This is a genomic window from Microbacterium sp. SZ1 (assembly GCF_002362255.1).
In the GTDB taxonomy this organism is placed as follows: Bacteria; Actinomycetota; Actinomycetes; order Actinomycetales; family Microbacteriaceae; genus Microbacterium.
Window position 1 is genome coordinate 13066 of sequence record NZ_LPVV01000038.1, and the last position, 20684, is coordinate 33749.

The 20684-nt window shown below is 69.0% G+C and carries 20 protein-coding genes and 3 tRNA genes; 13 read left to right on the forward strand and 10 right to left on the reverse strand.

Translation table 11 applies throughout. The features are described 5' to 3' along the window. Positions 1-2: 2 nt before the first annotated feature. Positions 3-73, reverse strand: a tRNA-Cys gene (locus tag AUC47_RS11730). Positions 74-126: 53 nt separating this feature from the next. Next, a tRNA-Gly gene (locus tag AUC47_RS11735) sits at positions 127-199 on the reverse strand. 151 nt (positions 200-350) lie between these two features. Between AUC47_RS11735 and AUC47_RS11740 the strand changes: the two genes are divergently transcribed. The 3 genes from AUC47_RS11740 to AUC47_RS11750 all read left to right on the forward strand — a co-directional run bounded on the left by AUC47_RS11740 (position 351) and on the right by AUC47_RS11750 (position 1406). Further along, positions 351-426, forward strand: a tRNA-Val gene (locus AUC47_RS11740). 75 nt (positions 427-501) lie between these two features. Next, on the forward strand, positions 502-954 hold the full coding sequence (locus tag AUC47_RS11745) for a hypothetical protein (protein WP_096715371.1): 453 nt from the start codon (positions 502-504) through the stop codon (positions 952-954). 38 nt (positions 955-992) lie between these two features. Beyond that, a complete protein-coding gene (locus AUC47_RS11750) occupies positions 993-1406 on the forward strand; it encodes a GIY-YIG nuclease family protein (RefSeq protein WP_096715372.1) in 414 nt (137 codons plus the stop codon). A gap of 50 nt (positions 1407-1456) precedes the next feature. Here the strand turns inward: AUC47_RS11750 and AUC47_RS11755 are convergent, their stop codons facing one another. Then, positions 1457-1837, reverse strand: a complete 381-nt coding sequence (locus AUC47_RS11755; protein ID WP_096715373.1) for an SPW repeat domain-containing protein — start codon at positions 1835-1837, stop codon at positions 1457-1459. Between the two features lie 93 nt (positions 1838-1930). Here AUC47_RS11755 and AUC47_RS11760 point away from each other — a divergent pair, with 93 nt between their 5' ends. After that, complete coding sequence (locus AUC47_RS11760) at positions 1931-2605, forward strand: Pr6Pr family membrane protein (protein WP_179297607.1); 675 nt, start codon at positions 1931-1933, stop codon at positions 2603-2605. Here AUC47_RS11760 and AUC47_RS11765 read toward each other — a convergent pair. The 3 genes from AUC47_RS11765 to zapE all read right to left on the reverse strand — a co-directional run bounded on the left by AUC47_RS11765 (position 2584) and on the right by zapE (position 5590). Continuing rightward, complete coding sequence (locus AUC47_RS11765; protein WP_096715374.1) at positions 2584-3165, reverse strand: type II toxin-antitoxin system PemK/MazF family toxin; 582 nt, start codon at positions 3163-3165, stop codon at positions 2584-2586. The genes AUC47_RS11760 and AUC47_RS11765 overlap by 22 nt on opposite strands. A 19-nt stretch (positions 3166-3184) precedes the next feature. Beyond that, positions 3185-4423: an ammonium transporter gene (locus AUC47_RS11770; RefSeq protein ID WP_096715375.1), complete on the reverse strand. Its 1239-nt coding sequence runs from the start codon at positions 4421-4423 to the stop codon at positions 3185-3187. A gap of 114 nt (positions 4424-4537) precedes the next feature. Beyond that, complete coding sequence (gene zapE, locus AUC47_RS11775) at positions 4538-5590, reverse strand: cell division protein ZapE (RefSeq protein WP_096715376.1); 1053 nt, start codon at positions 5588-5590, stop codon at positions 4538-4540. A gap of 146 nt (positions 5591-5736) precedes the next feature. Between zapE and AUC47_RS11780 the strand changes: the two genes are divergently transcribed. Together AUC47_RS11780 and AUC47_RS11785 are read left to right on the forward strand one after the other, a co-directional pair. Continuing rightward, a complete protein-coding gene (locus AUC47_RS11780) occupies positions 5737-6630 on the forward strand; it encodes a sulfurtransferase (RefSeq protein ID WP_096715377.1) in 894 nt (297 codons plus the stop codon). A gap of 18 nt (positions 6631-6648) precedes the next feature. After that, a complete protein-coding gene (locus AUC47_RS11785) occupies positions 6649-7080 on the forward strand; it encodes a SufE family protein (RefSeq protein WP_096715378.1) in 432 nt (143 codons plus the stop codon). Here AUC47_RS11785 and AUC47_RS11790 read toward each other — a convergent pair. Next, complete coding sequence (locus AUC47_RS11790) at positions 7064-8218, reverse strand: alpha/beta hydrolase (RefSeq protein WP_096715379.1); 1155 nt, start codon at positions 8216-8218, stop codon at positions 7064-7066. The genes AUC47_RS11785 and AUC47_RS11790 overlap by 17 nt on opposite strands. Positions 8219-8243: 25 nt before the next feature. Between AUC47_RS11790 and AUC47_RS11795 the strand changes: the two genes are divergently transcribed. The 4 genes from AUC47_RS11795 to AUC47_RS11810 all read left to right on the forward strand — a co-directional run bounded on the left by AUC47_RS11795 (position 8244) and on the right by AUC47_RS11810 (position 13457). Next, a complete protein-coding gene (locus AUC47_RS11795) occupies positions 8244-8825 on the forward strand; it encodes a DUF3000 domain-containing protein (RefSeq protein ID WP_096715380.1) in 582 nt (193 codons plus the stop codon). Next, positions 8818-10011: an HRDC domain-containing protein gene (locus AUC47_RS11800; protein WP_096715381.1), complete on the forward strand. Its 1194-nt coding sequence runs from the start codon at positions 8818-8820 to the stop codon at positions 10009-10011. The genes AUC47_RS11795 and AUC47_RS11800 overlap by 8 nt, the downstream gene beginning before the upstream one ends. Before the next feature lie 74 nt (positions 10012-10085). Beyond that, positions 10086-11291, forward strand: a complete 1206-nt coding sequence (locus tag AUC47_RS11805) for a thiolase family protein (protein WP_096715382.1) — start codon at positions 10086-10088, stop codon at positions 11289-11291. A 6-nt stretch (positions 11292-11297) separates the two neighbouring features. Continuing rightward, entirely contained in the window at positions 11298-13457 is a 2160-nt protein-coding gene (locus AUC47_RS11810; protein WP_096715383.1) for a 3-hydroxyacyl-CoA dehydrogenase NAD-binding domain-containing protein, read from the forward strand. A gap of 135 nt (positions 13458-13592) precedes the next feature. On the opposite strand, the gene AUC47_RS11815 is transcribed toward AUC47_RS11810, so the two are convergent. Genes AUC47_RS11815 through AUC47_RS11825 form a run of 3 tightly spaced genes read right to left on the reverse strand, consistent with a single transcriptional unit; the run spans position 13593 to position 17777 of the window. Next, on the reverse strand, positions 13593-15236 hold the full coding sequence (locus AUC47_RS11815) for a GMC oxidoreductase (protein WP_096715384.1): 1644 nt from the start codon (positions 15234-15236) through the stop codon (positions 13593-13595). Then, a complete protein-coding gene (locus tag AUC47_RS11820; RefSeq protein WP_096715385.1) occupies positions 15233-16153 on the reverse strand; it encodes a diacylglycerol kinase family protein in 921 nt (306 codons plus the stop codon). Before AUC47_RS11820 ends, AUC47_RS11815 begins: the two co-directional genes overlap by 4 nt. A 1-nt stretch (position 16154) precedes the next feature. Then, on the reverse strand, positions 16155-17777 hold the full coding sequence (locus AUC47_RS11825) for an FAD-binding oxidoreductase (protein ID WP_256999558.1): 1623 nt from the start codon (positions 17775-17777) through the stop codon (positions 16155-16157). Between the two features lie 20 nt (positions 17778-17797). Here AUC47_RS11825 and AUC47_RS11830 point away from each other — a divergent pair, with 20 nt between their 5' ends. From AUC47_RS11830 to AUC47_RS11840, 3 genes are all read left to right on the forward strand, one after another. After that, the gene (locus AUC47_RS11830; protein ID WP_256999559.1) at positions 17798-18406 is read left to right on the forward strand and encodes a TetR/AcrR family transcriptional regulator; all 609 of its coding nucleotides are present in this window, start codon (positions 17798-17800) and stop codon (positions 18404-18406) included. Further along, the gene (locus AUC47_RS11835) at positions 18403-19854 is read left to right on the forward strand and encodes a glycerol-3-phosphate dehydrogenase/oxidase (protein WP_096715387.1); all 1452 of its coding nucleotides are present in this window, start codon (positions 18403-18405) and stop codon (positions 19852-19854) included. Before AUC47_RS11830 ends, AUC47_RS11835 begins: the two co-directional genes overlap by 4 nt. Positions 19855-19984: 130 nt before the next feature. Continuing rightward, a complete protein-coding gene (locus tag AUC47_RS11840) occupies positions 19985-20680 on the forward strand; it encodes an SPFH domain-containing protein (RefSeq protein ID WP_096715388.1) in 696 nt (231 codons plus the stop codon). The last annotated feature ends 4 nt before the right edge of the window (positions 20681-20684 follow it).

The window sequence follows — 20684 nt, forward strand, 5'->3', positions numbered from 1 at the left end:
AGAGGTGGCGACGGGATTCGAACCCGTGTAAACGGCTTTGCAGGCCGGTGCCTAGCCGCTCGGCCACGCCACCGTGTGGATTGACCCCACGTGCTGAAGGCCTTCCGAAGAAGGCCCCTGCACTTGAGCGGATGACGAGACTCGAACTCGCGACCCCAACCTTGGCAAGGTTGTGCGCTACCAACTGCGCTACATCCGCGTTGTTCCCGGTTGTTGTCCCGGGCACTTATGAAACATTAGCCGATGATCGGCCGGTGTCCAAACCGATGCCGATTCTCGCGCGTGTCCGCCCAGTGGTCATCGGGCGCCGCGAGCGTCGGGTAGTATCGGTTGACGTACCCCTCGGGTATGGGCGATTGGCGCAGTTGGTAGCGCGCTTCCTTCACACGGAAGAGGTCATCGGTTCGAGTCCGGTATCGCCCACCAGAGCGAAGCCCCGCAGCCTCCCGGCATGCGGGGCTTTCTGCCGTCGATCCGGGCACCCGCTGCTACCGTGACGGTGTGACGGCGCTGCTCGACGACTTCCTCTCCGGCGATCCGTCGCGAGTGCTGCACGCGACCTGGGAGACGATCGCTTCTCGCGACATCGCTGTTCTGCGGCCGCTCGTTCCCGCCGTTCCCCGCATCCGGCGAGCGACCGAGGCTCTGGATCTCGGTGGAATCATCTACGCGAACCGTGGCCATCTCGATCACGCTCTCGACAAACTCGCTCAGTTCGACGCCGGCGAGTGCTGGTGCGCCGGGTACGTCGGCATCCTCACCTTCGATCCGAAGAAGGAGGAGGCCGTCGATCACGTGCGGATCGTCTCCACGAGCGAGCCGGGGTGGTCGATGACCTACCAGTGCGAGTGCGTCGTCTGCGGCCTGACGTTCGACGTCGAACAGGGCGATCATCACTTCATGTGGTGGAAGTGGGTGCCGCGCGGGGCGATCCGCCCGCTCCCGAAGCGATGAATGTCGGCGGCTCCGGCTAGTGTCGCGGCGTGCCGAGAATGACGCTCCCCGACCCGTGCACGCTGTGCGGCCGCCTCGAGGCCGACCGGGTCTCCGGTCAGCTCGTCTGCGCCTGGTGCGGGTGGCGATTCGGCGACGCTCCCGATGCCGATCTGCCCCGTCCGGTGGTCGAGGTCGTGTACTACCTCCGGTACGACCGCAGGGTGAAGATCGGAACGAGCGGGCGGCCCCGTCAGCGCCTCGCAGCGATCCGCCACGATGAGCTGCTCGCGTTCGAGCCGGGTGGGCGCGGCGTCGAGCAGGCCAGGCACCGGGAGTTCGCGGCGATCCGCGAGGGCGGCGAGTGGTTCACCTTCACGGAGGATCTCGAGCACCATGTCGCCGCACTCCGCACCACCCGCGACCCCTGGCAGCTGTACGCGCGATGGGTGTCCGCAGCCATGCAGAGATGAGGGCCCGCAGAAACGGACCGATCGTTCCTGCGGGCCCTCGGTCTATGGGGTCAGGCGCGGGCGGCCTTGACCCTCGCGGGCTGCGGCTGTGAGAACAGCACCACGACGATGACGGCGACGCCGACGACGACGTGCGGCAGCCACACGTTCGGCGCCTGGTTCGCGAAGCCGAAGATCCAGGGCGACAGGGCCAGGAACAGGCTGGCCACGATGTCGAACACGAGGTGGACAGGCATCGGGATGAAGCCGAAGGGGCCCCACTCGTACTTCGTGAACAGGCTGTAGACGATCAGGCCGACGCCGAGCACGATCGGGATGATGACGGCGGGACCGCCCAAGCTGGCGAAGCCGAACAGCCAGGGTGCCGCGATGAGCGCCACGCCGACGACGTAGTCGAGGATTCCGTGGACCTTGGTGGGGATGAAACGCATGATTCCTCCTTGGTGGCGCCGCTTCCTGCGGCTCACTGATGGTTCGCCGCCCGTCGGAAATCGGATTGGGGGAATTCCTCGTACGCTGACCGGATGACGTCCCACCGCCCCCTCGTACGTGCGATCGCCGCGCTCCGCCTGTCGGTGGGCGCCGCTGCGATCGCCCTCCTGGGCTGGACGTACGTGATCGGCATCCCCCGCGGTGGAGCGAATCCCTTCGACTACTTCGGCTACTTCACGAACCTCACGACGCTGATGACGTCGATGATCCTCATCACGGTCGCCCTCGTCGGCCTGCGAGGCCGCACCGCACCGGCGTGGCTTTCGACGGCCCGCGGCGTCGCCGTCACGTGCACGATCGTGGTCGGACTCGTCTACAACATCCTCGTACCTGGCACCGGCTCCGCTCCGGCGTGGGTGAGCGTGATCCTGCACACCGTCATGCCGCTATTCGTCGTGGTCGACTGGACGTCGATCGGCGATCGGCCGCCGCTCCCCTGGCGACGTCTCTGGCTCGTGCTGCCCTATCCGGTGCTGTGGCTCGTCGTCGTGCTCGTGCGCGGAGTCACGGATGGGTGGGTCCCCTACGGCTTCCTGCTCCCCGAGCGCGGACTCCCCTCGCTCCTCGCACACGTCGCGGGGCTGCTGCTCGCGCTCCTCGCCGCCGGAGCAGTGGTGTGGCTGCTCAGTCGCGTGCGGGTGTCACTCCCGGAGCGCACGCAGCGCGCTCTGCGAACGGCGCAGGATCAGCCGTCCGTCCATCCGTAACGCCGGGAGAGGGCAGCCGTCACGCGGCCGTAGCGTGTCCGGTCGAGCACCGCGGCCTCTCTTCGCAGCCCCGTCTCATGCACGCTGTAGAGCTGCTCGATGTCGACCCACGATTCGCGCCGCTGCGAGTCCCACTCGCCCGCGCCGATCGAGAGGTAGTCCCGGTCGCCGTCATGGGGACGACTCGTCATCCGCACCGCATAGACCCGGTTCGCGGACTGCCGCCCGATCACGAGCAGCGGACGGTCTTTGCCTCGTCCGTCGTTCTCCTCGTACGGCACCCAGGTCCAGATGATCTCCCCGGCATCCGGCGCACCGTCGCGATCGGGTGCGTAATCGAGCCGCAGATCGACGACGCGGTCGGCGTCGATCCGCACCGTGGCGGCGCCGACGGCATCCGTTCCTCGCGCACGCCGCTCCGCGCCGCCCGTCTCCGCAGAACTCCGGACACGCGCGACAGGGCCTCTCGGACGAGTCGTCGTCCGAGAGGCCCTGTTCGATCCGAATGCGCGGATGAGTATCTGCGAGAGTGTGTTCAGGATGCCGTTGCCGTTGCTCACACGGTCACCCTATGGCAGCTCACGCGTCTGCGAGCGCGTACCCCTCCTCGCCGTGGACGACCTGGTCGACGCCCGCGATCTCGTCTTCGTTGGTGACGCGGAAGCCGATCGTCTTCTGGATCGCGAAGCCGATGATGAAGGCCACGACGAAGGAGTAGATCAGCACGCCGACCGCGGCGATGACCTGTACGGCCAGCTGGCGGGCGTCTCCGCCCACGAAGAGGCCGGTGTCGGTCGCGAAGAAGCCGAGGTAGACGGTTCCGATGAGACCGCCGACGAGGTGGATGCCGACCACGTCGAGCGAGTCGTCGAAGCCGAGGCGGAACTTGAGCTCGATCGCGAGGGCGCAGACGATACCGGCGACCGCGCCGAGCAGCAGGGCCCAGCCGGGGGTCAGGTTGGCGCACGCGGGGGTGATGGCCACCAGACCGGCCACCGCACCGGAGGCGGCTCCGACGGAGGTCGGCTTTCCGTCCTTGATCTTCTCGATCAGGATCCAGCCGAGGATGGCGGCAGCCGTGGCACCGAGGGTGTTGAGGCCGATGAGACCGACACCGCCCATGTCCTCCGCGAGCCACTCGGCTCCGGCGTTGAAGCCGAACCAGCCGAACCACAGCAGCGCGGCGCCGAGCAGCGTCAGCGGCACGTTGTGCGGCTTGAGGATGCCCTTCTGGAAGCCGATGCGCTTGCCGAGGACCAGCGCGAGTGCGAGCGCCGCGGCGCCGGCGTTGATGTGCACGGCCGTGCCGCCGGCGTAGTCGATGACGCCGATGCCGCTGTCCTCGCCGAACAGGGTCGTGCCGAGGTTCATGATCCAGCCGCCGCCCCAGACCCACGCCGCAACCGGGAAGTATCCGACGGTCGCGAACACGCCGGCGAAGATCAGCCAGCTGCCGAACTTCGCGCGGTCGGCGATGGCGCCGGAGATGAGGGCGACCGTGATGATCGCGAAGGTCGCGCCGTAGGCGACTCCGAGAAGGGCGACGTTGGATCCCTCACCCGAGGCGAGGCTCGAGAGGCCGAAGTCGGCGAAGGGGTTGCCCGCGAACGCCATCGGGTTGTCGACCGCGCTCATCGAGAAGCCGAAGAGGATCCAGAGCACCGCGACGAGACCGATGGAGCCGAAGCTCATCATCATCATGCTGACGACGCTCTTCGCCTTGACGAGGCCGCCGTAGAAGAAGGCGACGCCGGGCGTCATGAGCAGGACGAGGGCGGTCGCGGTGATCGCCCAGGAGATGTTGCCTGGAGCATCCATGAAGAACCTCACATTCGGGTGACTGAGAGCTTCAGTGTGACGAGGTCCGATTTCAGGAATGCGCGAGGTGTGTTGCAGGGACGTTACAGGAGCACCGGCTATGTGAACATCGCGTTACGCGCTGCTGCGATCCGCGTGTGTGAGAGCGTTCAGTCGCGACACCGCCCGGAGGTACTTCTTGCGGTATCCGCCGCCGAGCATCTCATCGGAGAAGACGCCGTCCAGGCCGACTCCCGTCGCGACGATCGGGATCTGTGCGTCGTAGACCCGGTCGACGAAGGCGACGAAGCGGAGCGCCTCGGACTGATCGGTCAGCACCCGCACGTCGCGGAGTCCGACGAGGTCGAGCCCGGTGATGAGTCGGATGTACCGCGATGGATGCACCCGGGCGAGATGGCGGATCACGTCGTCGAAGGAGTCATCGGATGCCGTGCCCGCTGCGGCACCGGTCGCCACCGCCTCCGCGTACGCGTCGCCATCGCTCACGACGGCGTGGCCGTCGAGCGCGCGCTGTCGGAAGTCGACGCCGTCGATGCGGAGCGTCTGGAAGCTGTCGGCCATGGCATGGATCTCACGGAGGAAGTCCTGGGCGGCGAACCGGCCCTCGCCCAGGGCGTTCGGTGGCGTGTTCGATGTGGCGGCGAGTCGCGTGCCGGTCGGGACGAGCTCGCCGAGGAGCCTGGTCATGACCATCGTGTCGCCCGGGTCGTCGAGCTCGAACTCGTCGATGCACAGCAGATCGGCACCTTTGAGGAGATCGACCGTGTTCTTGTAGCCGAGCGCCCCGACGAGCGCGGTGTACTCGATGAACGATCCGAAGTACTTCCGTCGGGCGGGCATCGCGTGGTAGATCGACGCGAGCAGATGGGTCTTGCCGACACCGAAGCCGCCGTCGAGGTACACGCCCGGCTTCATCTCGGGTTCCTTCTTCGCCCGGCTGAACAGACCGCCGCGCTTGACCGACCCTCCGCCTCGGCCGGCGAAGCGGATCAGCGTCTCCTTCGCCTGCTCCTGCGACGGGTACTCGGGGTCGGCGCGGTAGCTGTCGAAGGTCGCGCCGTCGAACTGCGGCGGCGGCACGAGGCTCGCGAGCATCTCGGGACCGCTGACGGTCGGCTCGCGGTCGATGAGGTGCACGAGACCCGTGCGGGTGGGCGTGTCGGTCATCACGGTCCTGGATCTGGTGCTCACCTGTGTCGAAGTCTTACGAATCGGGTCCGGAGTGCACGGCGTGGATCTATCGTCGAAGTGTCGGCTCCACATTACGCCGTCACCACCCGCCCCATCGCCGCTCACCGACTGAGGAGATCCCTGTGGCCATCGAGTTCGACACGTCATCGTCCAAGTTCGCCGAGTACGCCGAGCCCGGCCGACTCGTGACCACGGACTGGCTCGCCGAGCACCTGGGTGCGCCGGGTCTCGTCGTCGTCGAGTCCGATGAGGACGTGCTGCTCTACGAGACCGGCCACATCCCCGGTGCGGTGAAGGTCGACTGGCACACCGAGCTCAACGACCCGGTCGTCCGCGACTACGTCGACGGCGAGGGATTCGCCGCCCTGCTCAGCCGCAAGGGGATCTCGCGCGACGACACGGTCGTCATCTACGGCGACAAGAACAACTGGTGGGCCGCATACGCGCTCTGGGTGTTCTCGCTCTTCGGCCACGAAGACGTGCGTCTGCTCGACGGCGGCCGCGACCGCTGGATCGCCGAGGGCCGCGAGATCACGCGCGAGGCCCCGACCGTGACGCCGACGGAGTATCCGGTCGTCGAGCGCGACGACTCTCGCATCCGCGCCTACAAGGAGGATGTCCTGGCGCACATCGGCAAGCCGCTGATCGATGTCCGCTCCCCCGAGGAGTACAGCGGAGAGCGCACGACGGCGCCCGCCTACCCCGAGGAGGGCACGCTGCGCGCAGGACACATCCCCACCGCGCAGAGCGTGCCGTGGGCGAAGGCCGTCGCGGAGGACGGCGGCTTCAAGTCGCGCGCGGAACTCGATGCCATCTACCGCGACGGCGCCGGACTGAACGACGGCGACGAGGTCGTGGCGTACTGCCGCATCGGCGAGCGGTCCAGCCACACCTGGTTCGTGCTGAAGCACCTGCTCGGATTCGAGGACGTCCGCAACTACGACGGCTCATGGACGGAGTGGGGCAGCGCGGTCCGCGTTCCGATCGTCACGGGCTCGGAGCCCGGCAACGCCTGACGTGTGAGAATGACAGGGATGAGCACCTCGCACGTTCCTGACGTCCTCGCCGAGATCCGCGACGGGTTCCTCGAGACCCCGGAAGCCGATCGCCTGCTGCTTCTCCTGGAGTACGCGGACGAGCTGCCCGAAGTGTCGGACGAGGTCGCGAACCACCCCGAGATGTGCGAGCGCGTCGCGGAGTGCCAGTCCCCCGTGTACATCTACGTCGAGGTGAACGACGACGTGGTGACGATGCACGCCACCGCGCCGCCGGAGGCTCCGACCACGCGCGGCTTCGCCAGCATCCTCGTCCAGGGCATCACCGGGCTGAGCGCCGACGAGGTGCTCGCCATTCCCGACGACTACCCTCAGTCGATCGGTCTCACGAAGGCGGTGTCGCCTCTTCGGATCGGGGGCATGACCGGCATGCTGATGCGCGCGAAGAAGCAGGTCAGGCAGAAGCGCTGAACCCCTGCGCGCGCGTCCACTCGGTGATGGCGTCGCTCCACCCCGCCTGGTCGTAGTTCCAGAGCTTCGTGTGCCTGGCGCCGGAGAACGGCGGCATCGTCACCAGATCGGGGCGTGCCTCCCGCAGCGCATGCGACGCATCGGCGGGAACGAACCCGTCATCGTCGCTGTGCAGGATGAGGATCGGGACCGCGAGCTCCTCCGCGCGGGCGACCATATCGAGCCGGTCGAAGGGAATGGCATCCTCAGCGCCGCTGAGTCGGGCGGTCAGCGGCACCGACAGCGCGCTCATCGCCAGATCAGGGAGCGGTGCGCGCAGGCCGATCTCCCTCGCCTGGAAGCGGAGTACCGTGCGCCAGTCGACGACCGGCGATTCGAGGATGAGACCCGCGATGCGTTCACGGTTGCCCGAGCTCACCGCGGTCTGCAGGGCGACGGCGCCACCCATGGACCAGCCCATCAGGATCACCCGCTCGGCGCCATGGCGCAGCGCGTACGAGACGGCCGCATCCACGTCGCGCCATTCCGCTGCGCCGAGGGCGTAGGCACCGGTGCGGCTGCGAGGAGCCTCCCCGTCGTTGCGGTACGACACCACGAGGTTCGGGAACCCCTCGGCGTGCAGCACCGGCACGGCTCGCAGGCACTCCGCGCGGGTGACGCCGCGTCCGTGCACCTGGATCACCCACGTGGACGACTCGGCCGGGAAGAACCACGCGGGACACGGCCCAGCCGGTGAGCCGATGAGCACGTTCTCCCAGCGCAGGTGCAGCTCGCTCGGCGTCGAGTAGTACCACCCGCTGAAACCCGCCTGCCGGTCCAGGCGCGCCCCCGGCTCGACCTTGGTCAGCAGCTTGCGGCGCACGGTCGTCGCGTCGGCGCTCAGCACGGCTCCGAGCTTGACGTAGCCCTCCGTGCCCGACGTGAACAGGCCGTATCGACCGGGCAGCTCCGTGTCGGGAGTCCGCACCAGTTCGATCGTCTGCGCACCGGTGTCCACCGCGATGATCTCGGCATCGGCCGGACGCTTCCCCGGCATGACGACACGTCGTGCGACACTCAGCACGAGCAGTGTCGAGGCCGCTCCCAGCGCGACCAGAGCAGGGACAAGGAGCGCAACGGCGTGCCTGAGACTCTTCATCGCCTCCTGACTCTAGCCTGTCACCGTGACCGCACACCCCGATGCCGGGACGATCTTCGACGCCGCCGTGGCCGAACTGCGCGAGACGCCCTTCCGCGGCGACATCACCGTCCGCGAGATCGCCACGCCGCAGGGCCTCGCGCCCTACGCCATCGCGCTCGCCGCAGATGTCCGCCCCGACGACGACGGCGAATCGATCTACGGCACCGGGCGGTTCGTTCTGCTCCACGATCCCGAGGCGCCGGGCGCGTGGGGAGGCAGCTGGAGGATCGTGATCTTCGCGCAGGCGCCGCTCGAGACCGAGATCGGCACCGATCCGCTGCTCGCCGACGTGACGTGGTCGTGGCTGGTCGACGCGCTCGACTCGCGCGGGGCGGTCTCGCACTCGGCATCCGGAACATCGACGAAGACCCTCTCGAAGGGGTTCGGCGGGCTGGCGGAGGAGGGCGACGGGGCACAGATAGAATTGAGGGCGTCCTGGACACCCGAGGGTCCCTTCCGACCGCACGTCGAAGCATGGGCCGAACTGGTCGGGATGCTGGCGGGTCTTCCGCCCGGTTCCGAGGGCATCGCCGTGATCGGCGCTCGAAAGGCAGCACGTGACTGAATACTCCGTGATCTCCGATATCTCGGAGTTCCACGCGGCGTGCGCCGCGCTCGCGGCGGGCGAAGGACCCGTCGCCGTCGATGTCGAGCGAGCCTCCGGCTTCCGGTACTCGCAGCGCGCGTACCTCGTGCAGGTGTTCCGCCGTGACGCGGGCGTCTTCCTGTTCGATCCGCCGGCGATCGGAGATTTCGCGCCGCTGCAGGCGGCGATCGGCGACGTCGAATGGGTGTTCCACGCCGCGAGTCAGGACCTCCCCTCGCTCCGAGAGCTCCACCTCGAACCGCCGTCGATCTTCGACACCGAGCTGGCGGCGCGTCTGCTGGGCCACGAACGGGTCGGGCTGGCCGCCGTCGTGGAGAGCACGCTCGGCATCACGCTCAAGAAGGAGCACTCCGCGGCCGACTGGTCGACCAGGCCGCTGCCCGCCGCATGGCTCGAGTATGCCGCGCTCGATGTGCTGCACCTCATCGACGTTCGGGAGGAGCTGCAGCGTCAGCTCGACGATCAGGGCAAGGCGACGTTCGCCGCCGAGGAGTTCGCGGCGACCCTGACGCGCCGCCCGAAGCCGCCGCGCGAGGATCCGTGGCGTCGCCTCAGCGGGCTGCACCAGGTGCGCGGCGCTCGCAATCTCGCCGTCGCGAAGTCGCTGTGGCTGGCTCGTGAGGCCTACGCGCAGGAACAGGACGTGTCCCCCGGTCGCCTGGTGCCCGATCGCTCCCTGATCGCCGCGGTGCTGGCGAACCCGCAGAGCAAGCAGGCCCTCGCCGGGATCAAGGACTTCCAGGGACGCGCGAGCCGCACTCAACTCGACCGCTGGTGGCAGGCCATCGTCGACGGGCGCGCGACGGAGGAGCTGCCGCGCGAGCGCGTGCCGAGCGACGCCCTCCCTCCGCCGCGCGCGTGGGCGGATCGCAACCCCGAAGCGGACGCTCGCCTCAAGGCGGCGCGCCCCGTCGTGGAGGCCGTGGCGGAGGAGCTCGCCATGCCGACGGAGAACCTGCTCACCCCCGACTACCTCCGCCGCATCTCCTGGGACCTGCCGGGGACGACGACGGATGAGGTCGCTTCAGCGCTCGAGAAGCTCGGCGCCCGCCCGTGGCAGATTGCACAGACCGCACAGAAGATCGCTGCGGCCTTTGTAGAGGCGACTCAATCGCCCGACGAGGCGTCCGCCCCCGCTTCGTAGGTTCGACCCAACCGATTCCTCCCGATTTCCTGCGGTTCCTAGACTGAGGCCACCGCACAAAACTTGGAGGCAGAGTGGCCGAGATCTCGGACGTCTTCTTCGTCGATGGAGTGCGCACCCCCTTCGGGCGCGCCGGCGAAAAGGGCATGTACTGGAACACCCGCGCAGATGACCTCGCCGTGAAGGCGACGATCGGTTTGATGGAGCGCAACGCCGCCGTCCCCGCCGACCGGATCGACGATGTCGCGATCGCCGCGACGAGTCAGACCGGCGATCAGGGCCTCACCCTCGGCCGTTCGGTCGCGATCCTCGCCGGTCTGCCCCAGACCGTGCCGGGCCTCGCCGTCGAGCGCATGTGCGCCGGTGCCATGACGAGCGTCACCACGATGGGTGCGTCGATCGGCGTCGGGATGTACGACCTCGCACTCGCCGGCGGCGTCGAGCACATGGGCCACCACCCGATCGGAGGCAACGCCGACCCGAACCCCCGCTTCGTCGCGGAGAAGATGGTCGACCCCGGTGCGCTCAACATGGGCGTCACGGCTGAGCGCATCTTCGACCGCTTCCCGCACCTGACGAAGGAGCGCTCCGACCGCTTCGGCATGCTGAGCCAGCACAAGGTGCAGGCCGCGTACGACGCCGGCAAGATCCAGCCCGACCTCGTGCCCGTCGCGATCAAGGATGCCGACGGCGCCTGGGGCCTCGCGACCGAGGACGAGGGCCGTCGCCCGCAGACCACGATGGAGGACCTCGCGAGCCTCAAGACGCCGTTCCGTCCGCACGGCCGCGTCACGGCCGGAACCTCCTCGCCCCTCACCGACGGCGCGACGATGTCGCTGCTCGCCGGCGGCGGCGCGGTGAAGGAGCTCGGTCTCGCCCCGAAGATGCGCATGGTGTCGTTCGCGTTCGCCGGCGTGCAGCCCGAGATCATGGGCATCGGCCCGATCCCCTCGACCGAGAAGGCGCTGAAGAAGGCCGGACTCGACATCTCCGACATCGGCCTGTTCGAGCTCAATGAGGCCTTCGCGATCCAGGTCATCTCCCTGCTCGATCACTTCGGCATCGCCGACGACGACCCCCGCGTGAACCAGTGGGGCGGCGCGATCGCGCTCGGACACCCGCTCGCGGCATCCGGAGTGCGCCTGATGATCCAGCTCGCGGCGCAGTTCGCCGAGCGCCCGGATGTGCGCTACGGCCTGACCGCCATGTGCGTCGGGCTGGGCCAGGGCGGCTCGGTCATCTGGGAGAACCCGCACTTCGACGGCAAGAAGAGGAAGTAACCCCCGATGGCCACTTCGGTTTCCGAACAGTACGCGAAGATCGACTTCTCCCCCATCCAGGCGCTCACCGAGGGTGAGGTGATCACGCAGTCGCCGGTGCGCGACATCCGCCTCCCCTCGGGCAGGATGCTGGCGCTCATCACCCTCGACAACGGTCGCGATCACACCCGGCCGAACACCCTCGGCCCCGCGACGCTGACGCAGCTCGGCGAGACGCTCGACGGTCTCGCCGCGCGCGCCGCGGCCGGCGAGATCCAGGCCGTGGGCATCACGGGCAAGCAGTACATCCTGGCTGCGGGCGCCGATCTGTCCGACATCAGCAAGGTCGGCTCGCGCGACAATGCCCGCCTGATCGCACAGCTCGGCCACAAGGTCCTCGGCAAGCTCGGCGAACTGGGCGTGCCGTCGTTCGCCTTCGTGAACGGCCTCGCCCTGGGCGGCGGGCTCGAGATCGCGTTGAACTCGACCTACCGCACGGTCGACGCATCGGCCGCGGCCATCGCGCTGCCCGAGGTGTTCCTCGGAATCATCCCCGGCTGGGGCGGCGCCTACCTGCTGCCGAACCTGATCGGCATCGAGAACGCGCTCGAGGTCGTCATCTCGAACCCGCTCAAGCAGAACCGCATGCTCAAGCCGCAGCAGGCGTTCGACCTCGGCATCGTCGACGCGATCTTCCCGGCGGCGAACTACCTCGAGAACTCACTCGTCTGGGCCGACACCGTGCTCGGCGGCAAGAAGATCGAGCGCAAGAACGAACCGGGCAAGATCGAGCGGCTCACCAAGTGGCCCATCGCGATCAAGATGGCTCGCGGTATGCTCGAGTCCAAGATCGGCACGATCCCGAAGTCGCCCTACGCGGCACTCGACCTGCTCGACAAGGCGAAGAGCGGCACGAAGGCGGAAGGCTTCGCCCGGGAGGACGAGGCGCTCGCCGAACTCGTCACCGGCGATCAGTTCGCGGCATCCATGTACGCGTTCGACCTGGTGCAGAAGCGTGCGAAGCGGCCCGTCGGCGCGCCGGACAAGGCCCTCGCGAAGAAGGTGACGAAGGTCGGCATCATCGGCGCCGGGCTCATGGCGAGCCAGTTCGCGCTGCTCTTCGTGCGCAAGCTGCAGGTGCCGGTGCTCATCACCGACCTCGACCAGGCGCGCGTCGACAAGGGCGTCGCCTACATCCACGAGGAGATCGGCAAGCTCGAGGCCAAGGGACGCCTCGATGCCGACACGGCGAACAAGCTGCGCGCGCTCGTGACGGGCACGACCGACAAGAGCCTGTACGCCGACTGCGACTTCGTCATCGAGGCCGTGTTCGAGGAGGTCGGAGTCAAGCAGCAGGTGTTCGGCGAGATCGAGAACATCATCGCCGACGACGCGATCCTCGCCACCAACACCTCGTCGCTGTCGGTGGAGGAGATCGGCGCGAAGCTCGCCCACCCGGAGCGCCTGGTCGGCTTCCACTTCTTCAACCCGGTCGCGGTGATGCCGCTGATCGAGATCGTGAAGACGCCGTCGACCTCCGAGGCCGCGCTGTCCACGGCGTTCGTCGTCGCGAAGAGCCTCCGCAAGAATGCGGTGCTCACCGCCGATGCCCCCGGGTTCGTCGTCAACCGCCTTCTCGCCAAGGTCATGGGCGAGGCCGCACGCGCGGTCTACGAGGGCACACCGCTCACCGACGTCGAGAAGGCGTTCGCGCCGCTCGGGCTGCCGATGGGGCCATTCCAGCTCATCGACCTGGTCGGCTGGAAGGTCGCCGCACACGTGCAGGACACGATGGCGCACGCGTTCCCCGACCGTTTCTACGCGAACGAGAACTTCCACGCCCTCGCCGAGCTGGACGCGGTCGTCGAGAAGGACAAGGGCGGCCGCGTGACCGGCTGGACGAAGCAGGCAGAGAAGATCCTCAAGCCTGCCGTGGGCAAGACCGCCGCGTCGGCAGCGACGATCCTCCAGCGCGTGCAGGACGGACTCGCGAGCGAGATAAAGCTCATGCTGGACGAGGGCGTCGTGCCCGAGGTCGAGGACATCGACCTCTGCCTCATCCTCGGCGCCGGCTGGCCGTTCATCGACGGCGGAGCGTCGCCGTATCTGGACCGTGAAGGCGCATCCGAACGCGCCTTCGGAGGGTCCTTCCACTCGCCGCAGATCCGGGGCATCGAAAGTCGCTGAGACACACAGACGAGAACGCCCCATTCGACGGACGCGGTCGAATGGGGCGTTCTGTCGCTCGGCCGGGCGCAGGCGGCTCCGGTTGTCGAGCGAGCCCGCGCGTCGTCGAGCGGGCGAAGCGAGACGAGACGCGCCTCACATCCCTGAGCGCTGCGCAGGTCGCGCATCCGCCTCTCCGGTCCGTGGCCAGTACGACATCGCCCGCTCCGCGAGCGCGGTGATCGTGAGTGAGGGATTCACACCGGGGTTGGCCGGCACGGCGGCGCCGTCGACGACGTGCAGGTCGGGGTGTCCCCACACGCGGTGGAACTCGTCGACGACCCCCGAGGCGGGCGATCCGGAGATGACCGCTCCCCCGAGGAAATGCGCGGTCAGCGGGATGCCGAACACCTCGGGCCACGACCCTCGGGCCTCGGTCGTGACACCACCCTCCTGCTCGACCCTTCGCGCGATAGCCTCGGCCGCGCGGTGCGCCTGTGGCAGGTGGCTCGGATTGGGCTCACCGTGCCCCTGGGCGCTCGTGAGTCCCGATCGCCCGAAGCGGCGCCGCAGCGACAGGGTGAGCGAGTTGTCCGCCGTCTGCATGACGAGGGCGATGATCCCGCGCTCGCTCCATCGGCGCAGCGACCCGAGCCGCATCTGACGCACCGGCGCGCGCAGCGCACGTCGCACGAGCAGAGCGAGACGCCGCCTGAGCGGCACGCCGCCCGGCACCATGATCGATGCCAGGGCGCCCATGAGATTCGACCCGGGTCCGTAGCGGACGTTCTCGACGTGCGTGCGCTCGTCGATGTGGAATGACGTCGTGATCGCGACACCGCGGGCCAGCTCCAGGCTCTTCGGCACGCGCGTCGCGACGGCACCGTCCAGAGCCTCGGAATTCGTGCGCGTGAGCCGACCGACGGCGTCCGAGACATGCGGTAGAGCACCGTTGGCCTTCATCCGGTGCAGCAGCTGCTGAGTGCCCCACGTGCCGGCGGCGAGGACGACCTGACGGGCGCGGATCGTCCTCCGCCTCGGGGCGAGCCACCGTCCGCTGCGCTGCGTCGTGACGGAGAAGCCTCCGCCGGTGAGCGCGCGGACTTCGGTCACCGTTCGCAGCGGCTCGATGACCGCGCCACGACGCTCGGCGAGGTGGAGGTAGTTCTTCATCAGGGTGTTCTTGGCGCCGACTCGGCAGCCGACCATGCAGTTGCCGCACAGCGTGCAACCCGTGCGGTCCGGACCCTCGCCGCCGAAGTACGGGTCGGCGACCCGCTCCCCCGGCTTTCCGAACCAGACGCCGACCGGAGCACGACGGAACGTGTCCGCGACCCCGAGATCGTCCGCCGCGCCGGCCATGATCCGCTCGACGGGTCCCGTGTGCGGGTACCGGTCGACCACTCCGAGCATCCGCTTCGCCGTGGCGTAGTGCGGCGCGAGGTCGGACTCCCAGTCCCGCAGATCCCGCCACTGTCGGTCCATGAAGAACGCGGTGCCAGGCTGATAGAGGGTGTTGGCGTAGTTCAGCGACCCGCCGCCCACTCCGGCTCCGGCGAGGATCATCACGTGCGGCAGCCGGTGGATGCGCTGCACGCCGAAGCATCCGAGCCGCGGCGCCCAGAGGTAGCGGCGGACGTTCCAGTTGGTCTTCGCGAAGTCATCGTCCTCGAATCGCCGCCCCGCCTCGTACACGCGAACGCGATAGCCCTTCTCCACGAGACGGAGGGCCGACACCGAGCCGCCGAACCCTGAGCCGACGATGACCACGTCCTCGTCGAATGCGGATGCCGTCGTCATCGGTCGTCTCCCTCGTCGCCGTCCCCGTCCGGCACGATGAGCACCAGTGCCCGCTCTCGCACGGTGATCGTGCATTCGTCTTCGCCGAGTCGCTCACCGTCGGCGTAGACGACCAGACCGCTGGCCCTGACGGAGACCGATCGCACGCGGCGGTGCCTGACCTCGGCGTGCGAGAGGTGCGTTCCACGCAGAAGCGATGGGAAGAGCCGGAGCAGTCGCAGACGGCCGAGTGGCGCGACCTCGACGAGGTCGAGCATCCCATCGGTCGCGTCGGCGCCGAGGCACACCGGCATCCCGCCGCCGTAACTCGAAGTGTTGCCGACCGCGACGAGCGTGCCAGGGCGCTCTTGCGTCGCACCGCCGTCGACGGAGAGCAAGAACGGCAGCGGTCGCAGACGGGCGAGCTCGATCACGACCGCGAGGTAGTAGCGCAGGGCGCCGTGCGGCCACCGCAGCCGGTTGGTGCGCTCACTGACCCTCGCGTCGAATCCGAGGGCGGCGACGGTGAGGAACGCGGCGACGCGATCTCCGGAGCGAATCTCACCCACGTCGATCGTGCGCGGAACACCGTCGAATGCGAGATCGACCGCGGCGACAGGGTCGTGTCGCGGCAGGTCGAGCGCCCGCGCGAGATCGTTGCCCGTCCCGGCCGGCACGAGCACGATGGGGACGTCTGCCGCGAGCAGGTCATCGACGATGCCGGAGAGCGTGCCGTCCCCGCCGACCACGACGAGCGCATCCGGCCGGGCGGCGAGGGCGGTCCGGGCAAGCTCCCTCGTCTCGGCAGCTGTCGTTCCCGAGTACACGCGGATCTCCGCGCCGCGCTCGCGCAGTCGGCCGACTGCGGCATCCGTGACGCCACGGCCCTTTCCCTTTCCCGCGAACGGGTTGCTCAGCACGGCCACGTGCCTCACCATGTCAGTCGCCTCGCTCCGCCGGGATCAACGCCCCGGGGTTGAGGACGCCCGCGGGATCGAGCTCGCGCTTGATCGCTCGGAGGATCCGCACGCCTGTCGTGCCGATCTCGCTCTCGAGCCACGGCGCGTGGTCACGGCCGACGGCGTGGTGGTGGCTGATCGTGCCTTCGCTCGCGATGATCGCGTCGTTCACCCCGGCCTTCACCCGCGACCAGACGGCGAGCGGATCGGTACGGATACCTGCCAGCACGGTGAAGTACAGCGAGGCGCCGGTCGGGTACACGTGCGACACGTGACACATGACATAGGACCGCGCACCGGCCGCGGTGAACCCGTCGCGAAGGCTGCTCTCGACGGCGACCTTGAGGGCGGCGAGATTCGACCAGGTCGTCGCGGTCTCGAGCGTCTCGCAGAACACGCCCGCGTCCAGCAGCGAATCGCGCAGGTACGGCCCGTCGAAACGGCCCGCCAGCCACTCCTCGGAGGCCCCCTCGCCCGCCGACCTCCCGCCGGCCGCGCGCAGCAGCTCGCTCACGCGGGTGCGGCGCTCGGCGATCCTCTCGCCTTCGTACACAGTGACGGCGCTGGCGCCCTTCGCGAGCGCCTTGCCGATCCGACCGACCTGCGCGAGGCCCACCGCGGTCTCGGACTCGTCGGACAGACGGATGACGGTGGGGCCCCCGCCGTCCTGCGCCACCCGGCGCAGTCCCTCCGCACCGCTGGCGAAGTCGGGGAAGGTCCACGACTCGAACACGCGCTCACGCGGGATCGGATGCACGCGCACGCGCACCTCCGTGATGACGCCGAAAGCCCCCTCCGACCCCAGGAACACGCGGATCAGGTCGGGCCCGACCGCGGAGCCGGGCGACCTGCCGAGCTCGACATCACCCGTCGGCGTCGCGACACGGATCCCCGTGACCATCGCGTCGAAGCGCCCGTTGCCCGCGGAGTTCTGCCCCGAGGATCGCGCCGCTGCGAATCCGCCGATCGTCGCGTAGCGGAAGCTCTGCGGATAGTGGCCGAGCTCGTATCCGTGGACCGCAAGCTGCGCCTCGGCATCCGGGCCCGCCGTGCCCGCCGCGATCACGGCCTCCCCGCTGATGTCGTCGATGCGCAGCAGACCCGCGAGGCGACGCAGGTCCAGACTGACGACCGCATGGTGCGAGCCGCGCTCCGGGTCGAGGGCGCCGACGACGCTGGTGCCACCGCCGAACGGGATCACCGCGATGCCGCGATCGACCGCCACTCGCAGGCATGCGGAGACCTCCTCGTGGGTACGAGGCCTCACCACCCCGTCCGGTGCGGGTTGGCGTGGCTCACGGAGACGCAGCAGATCCGGCGTCGAGCGGCCGCCCGAATGACGCACACGCGCCTCGTGATCGGTGGAGACGTGCTTCGCACCGACGATCGCCGCCAGTGCCTCGACATCGCCGCCGTCCAGGGCCGAGGGTGCGAGCTGCACCTCCCCGAGCCTCACCGCAGGATGCGGTTTGCGGATCCTGCCGAGGAGGAGCGGGAGAAGCGTGCGCACGGCGAGCGGCAGATCCTTCGCCTTCGTCGGGTCGCCCCAGCCGTTCCAGCGCATCTCCGAGTCGGCCGCGGCACTGCCGTTCCCGTGGGTCATGCGTTACAGTGTGACACATCATGGAAGAACGTCAAGCAATGTCGGCGCTGACTGATCGCGCCCGGCCCCGATGGGATGCGACGCAGGTGCGCATCCTCGATGCCGCCGACGATCTGATCATGCGGCGCGGTGTGCATGGAGTGACGATCGCGGAGCTCGCGCGCCGCGCCGGGCACAGCCGCCCGACCATCTACCGCAGCTGGAGCGATGCCGACGACGTGGTGCGGTCGGCGTTGCTCCGGCGGGTCGCCAGCATCGTCGCGGAATTCCCCGAGCCGTCGCACTCGCGCGGAGAACTGGTCGACGACGTCCTCCGGTTCTCGGCGCTGTTCCGCAACGACGCCGTCTTCGGCGGTCTGCTCGACGAGGAGCCGGAGGCGTTCACCCGGTACACCCTGCAACGGGTCGGATCCAGCCAGCGTCTCATCCTGACGTGGCTGGCGAGGGCGATCTCGGTCGCCCAGGAGTACGGTGATGTCCGCCGCGACGACCCGTCAGAGATGGCGGTGATGCTGCTGCTCCTCGCCCAGTCGGCTGTCCTGTCGCACGGCACCGTGTCGGATCTCGTCTCGGAGAGCGCCTGGGAGCGCGAGCTGCGCGCGGCCATCGACGGGCTGCTGCGGGCATGAGCACCGACTCCGCCGACCTCAACGCCGCGCGACGGGCTGCGGAACTCGAGTTCTCCGCCTCCGAGACCGCGGACGTGCTGGTGGTCGGCGGAGGCATCACCGGAGTGGGCGTCGCCCTCGACGCCGCGTCCCGGGGACTCTCGGTCACCCTGATCGAAGCGCACGACCTCGCCTACGGCACCAGTCGGTTCAGTTCGAAACTCGTGCACGGCGGGCTCCGCTACCTCGCGACGGGCGATGTCGCCACCGCTCGTGAGAGCGCCGTGGAGCGGCATCTGCTCATGACGACCATCGCACCGCATCTGATCCGTCCCCTCGGCCAATTGCTGCCCTTCGTGCCGGAGGTCAGCCTGCGACAGCGCGGGACGGGGGCGATCGGCATGGCACTCGGCGACCTGTTGCGCATGCGCGCCGGCACGTCGAGACGCACGCTCCCTGCCCCGCGCCCTGTCACCGCGCAGCACGCTCGGCGTCTCGCGCCCGGCCTCGTGACGCGAGGTCTCCGCGGCGGCATGCTCTCTTTCGACGGTCAGCTCGTCGACGACGCCCGCCTCGTCGCGACCGTCGCCCGGACGGCCGCCGCGCACGGCGCTCGGATCCTCACGCGGGTGCGTGCGCGCTCGCTGCGCGCCGACGGAGCCAGCGCGGAGGATGCGCTCACCGGCAGCCGCCTCGACCTGCGTGCCCGGAGCGTGATCAACGCGACCGGCGCCTGGGCGGGCACTCTCGACGAGGGCATCACGATCCGGCCGAGCCGCGGCACGCACGTCGTGCTGGATGCCGCAGACCTCGGGGCCCCTACGGTCGCCCTCACGATCCCGCACGAGGGCTCGATCAGCCGCTTCGTCTTCGCCCTGCCGCAGCCCGACGGGCGTGTGATCGTCGGCCTCACCGATGAGGATGCGCCCGGCCCCGTGCCGGACGTGGCGGCGCCGACCGAGACCGAGATCGCGTTCCTGCTCGATAACCTGAATCGCGTGCTCGAGCACCCCCTCGGCCGCGATCACGTGCGCGGCGCTTTCGCCGGGCTGCGCCCGCTGGTGGACACGGGCGCGGCCTCGACGGCGGATATCTCCCGACGGCACCTCGTGACCGCATCCGAGGGGGGCTTCGTCGATGTGCTCGGCGGCAAGCTCACGACCTATCGCCGCATGGCGGAGGACGCGGTGGACCTCGCGATCTCGCTGAGAGGGCTGGAGGTGGGAGCGAGCCGGACCGCCGGGCTCCGGCTGGTCGATCGGCGCGTCCCGACGGCATCCGGCCCGCTCGTCGACGGCATGCCCCTCAGCCGAGAGGACGTCGTGTTCGCGGTGCGCTCGGAGGGCGCGATGACGGCATCCGATGTGCTCGACAGACGCACGCGTGTCGGGCTGGCCGATGCCGACCGTGCGCGGTGCGAGCCCGCCGTCGAGACCGTGGTCGCCGAGACGCTCGCCGAGCTGGCCTGAGCGCGGCGCCGGCCGGCGCAGTGACCGCGGTGCGTCACGCCGAGGAACGCCCGCCGAACAACGCGTGAAATACGCAGCGTGCGAGCGTCAGACGTGCGCACGATCCGCCCCGACCGTGCACAGTGGTCCCATGGACATGATCCTGTCGATGCTCGGCGGCAAGGGGATGTCGGGGCTCTTCAAGACCGGCACCGCGATCCTCACCATCCTGCTCGTGGTTCCGGCCCTCCTGAAGATCTTCGTGGTGACGGTCGATGAGGGGTGGGCTGCCATCCGCACACGCAACGGCAAGCCGATCATCCGCAACCGACCGGCGCGGCGTCCCGCGAACCGCGGCGGCGCGGTCGGGGAGGTCGTGGTCCTGAACCCCGGCACGCACGGGGCGTTCCCGCTCTTCTACTGGTACAAGCTCATCGACGTGCGGTGTCGCGCGACCGACCTCCCCGCGCGGGAGATGACAGGCGCGAGCGGCCACCAGCATCGGGTGCACGCGTCGTTCGAGTGGCGTCCGATACCGAACGGACGCGACCTTCGGGTGTTCGAGCTCGATGTGGTGAACGTGACCGAACGTGCCTCGAACATCGTCGGCGCGTCGTTGCGAGATGTGATCCGGGGCCTCGACGGTGCCGATCTCCCGCACAACGACGAGATCAACACGCGGGTGATCGCGGCCAGCGCCGACGAGGTGCGGCGGGCCTGCGGAGTCGAGCTGGTGAGGGTCATGGTCACCGGGGACGCGCTGACCGACGGCTACCTGCTCTCGACGGCGCTCCGTGATTCGGAGCGAGGCGCCGAGGCTGTCGCAGCCCTGCATGCCCTGAACTGAGTCG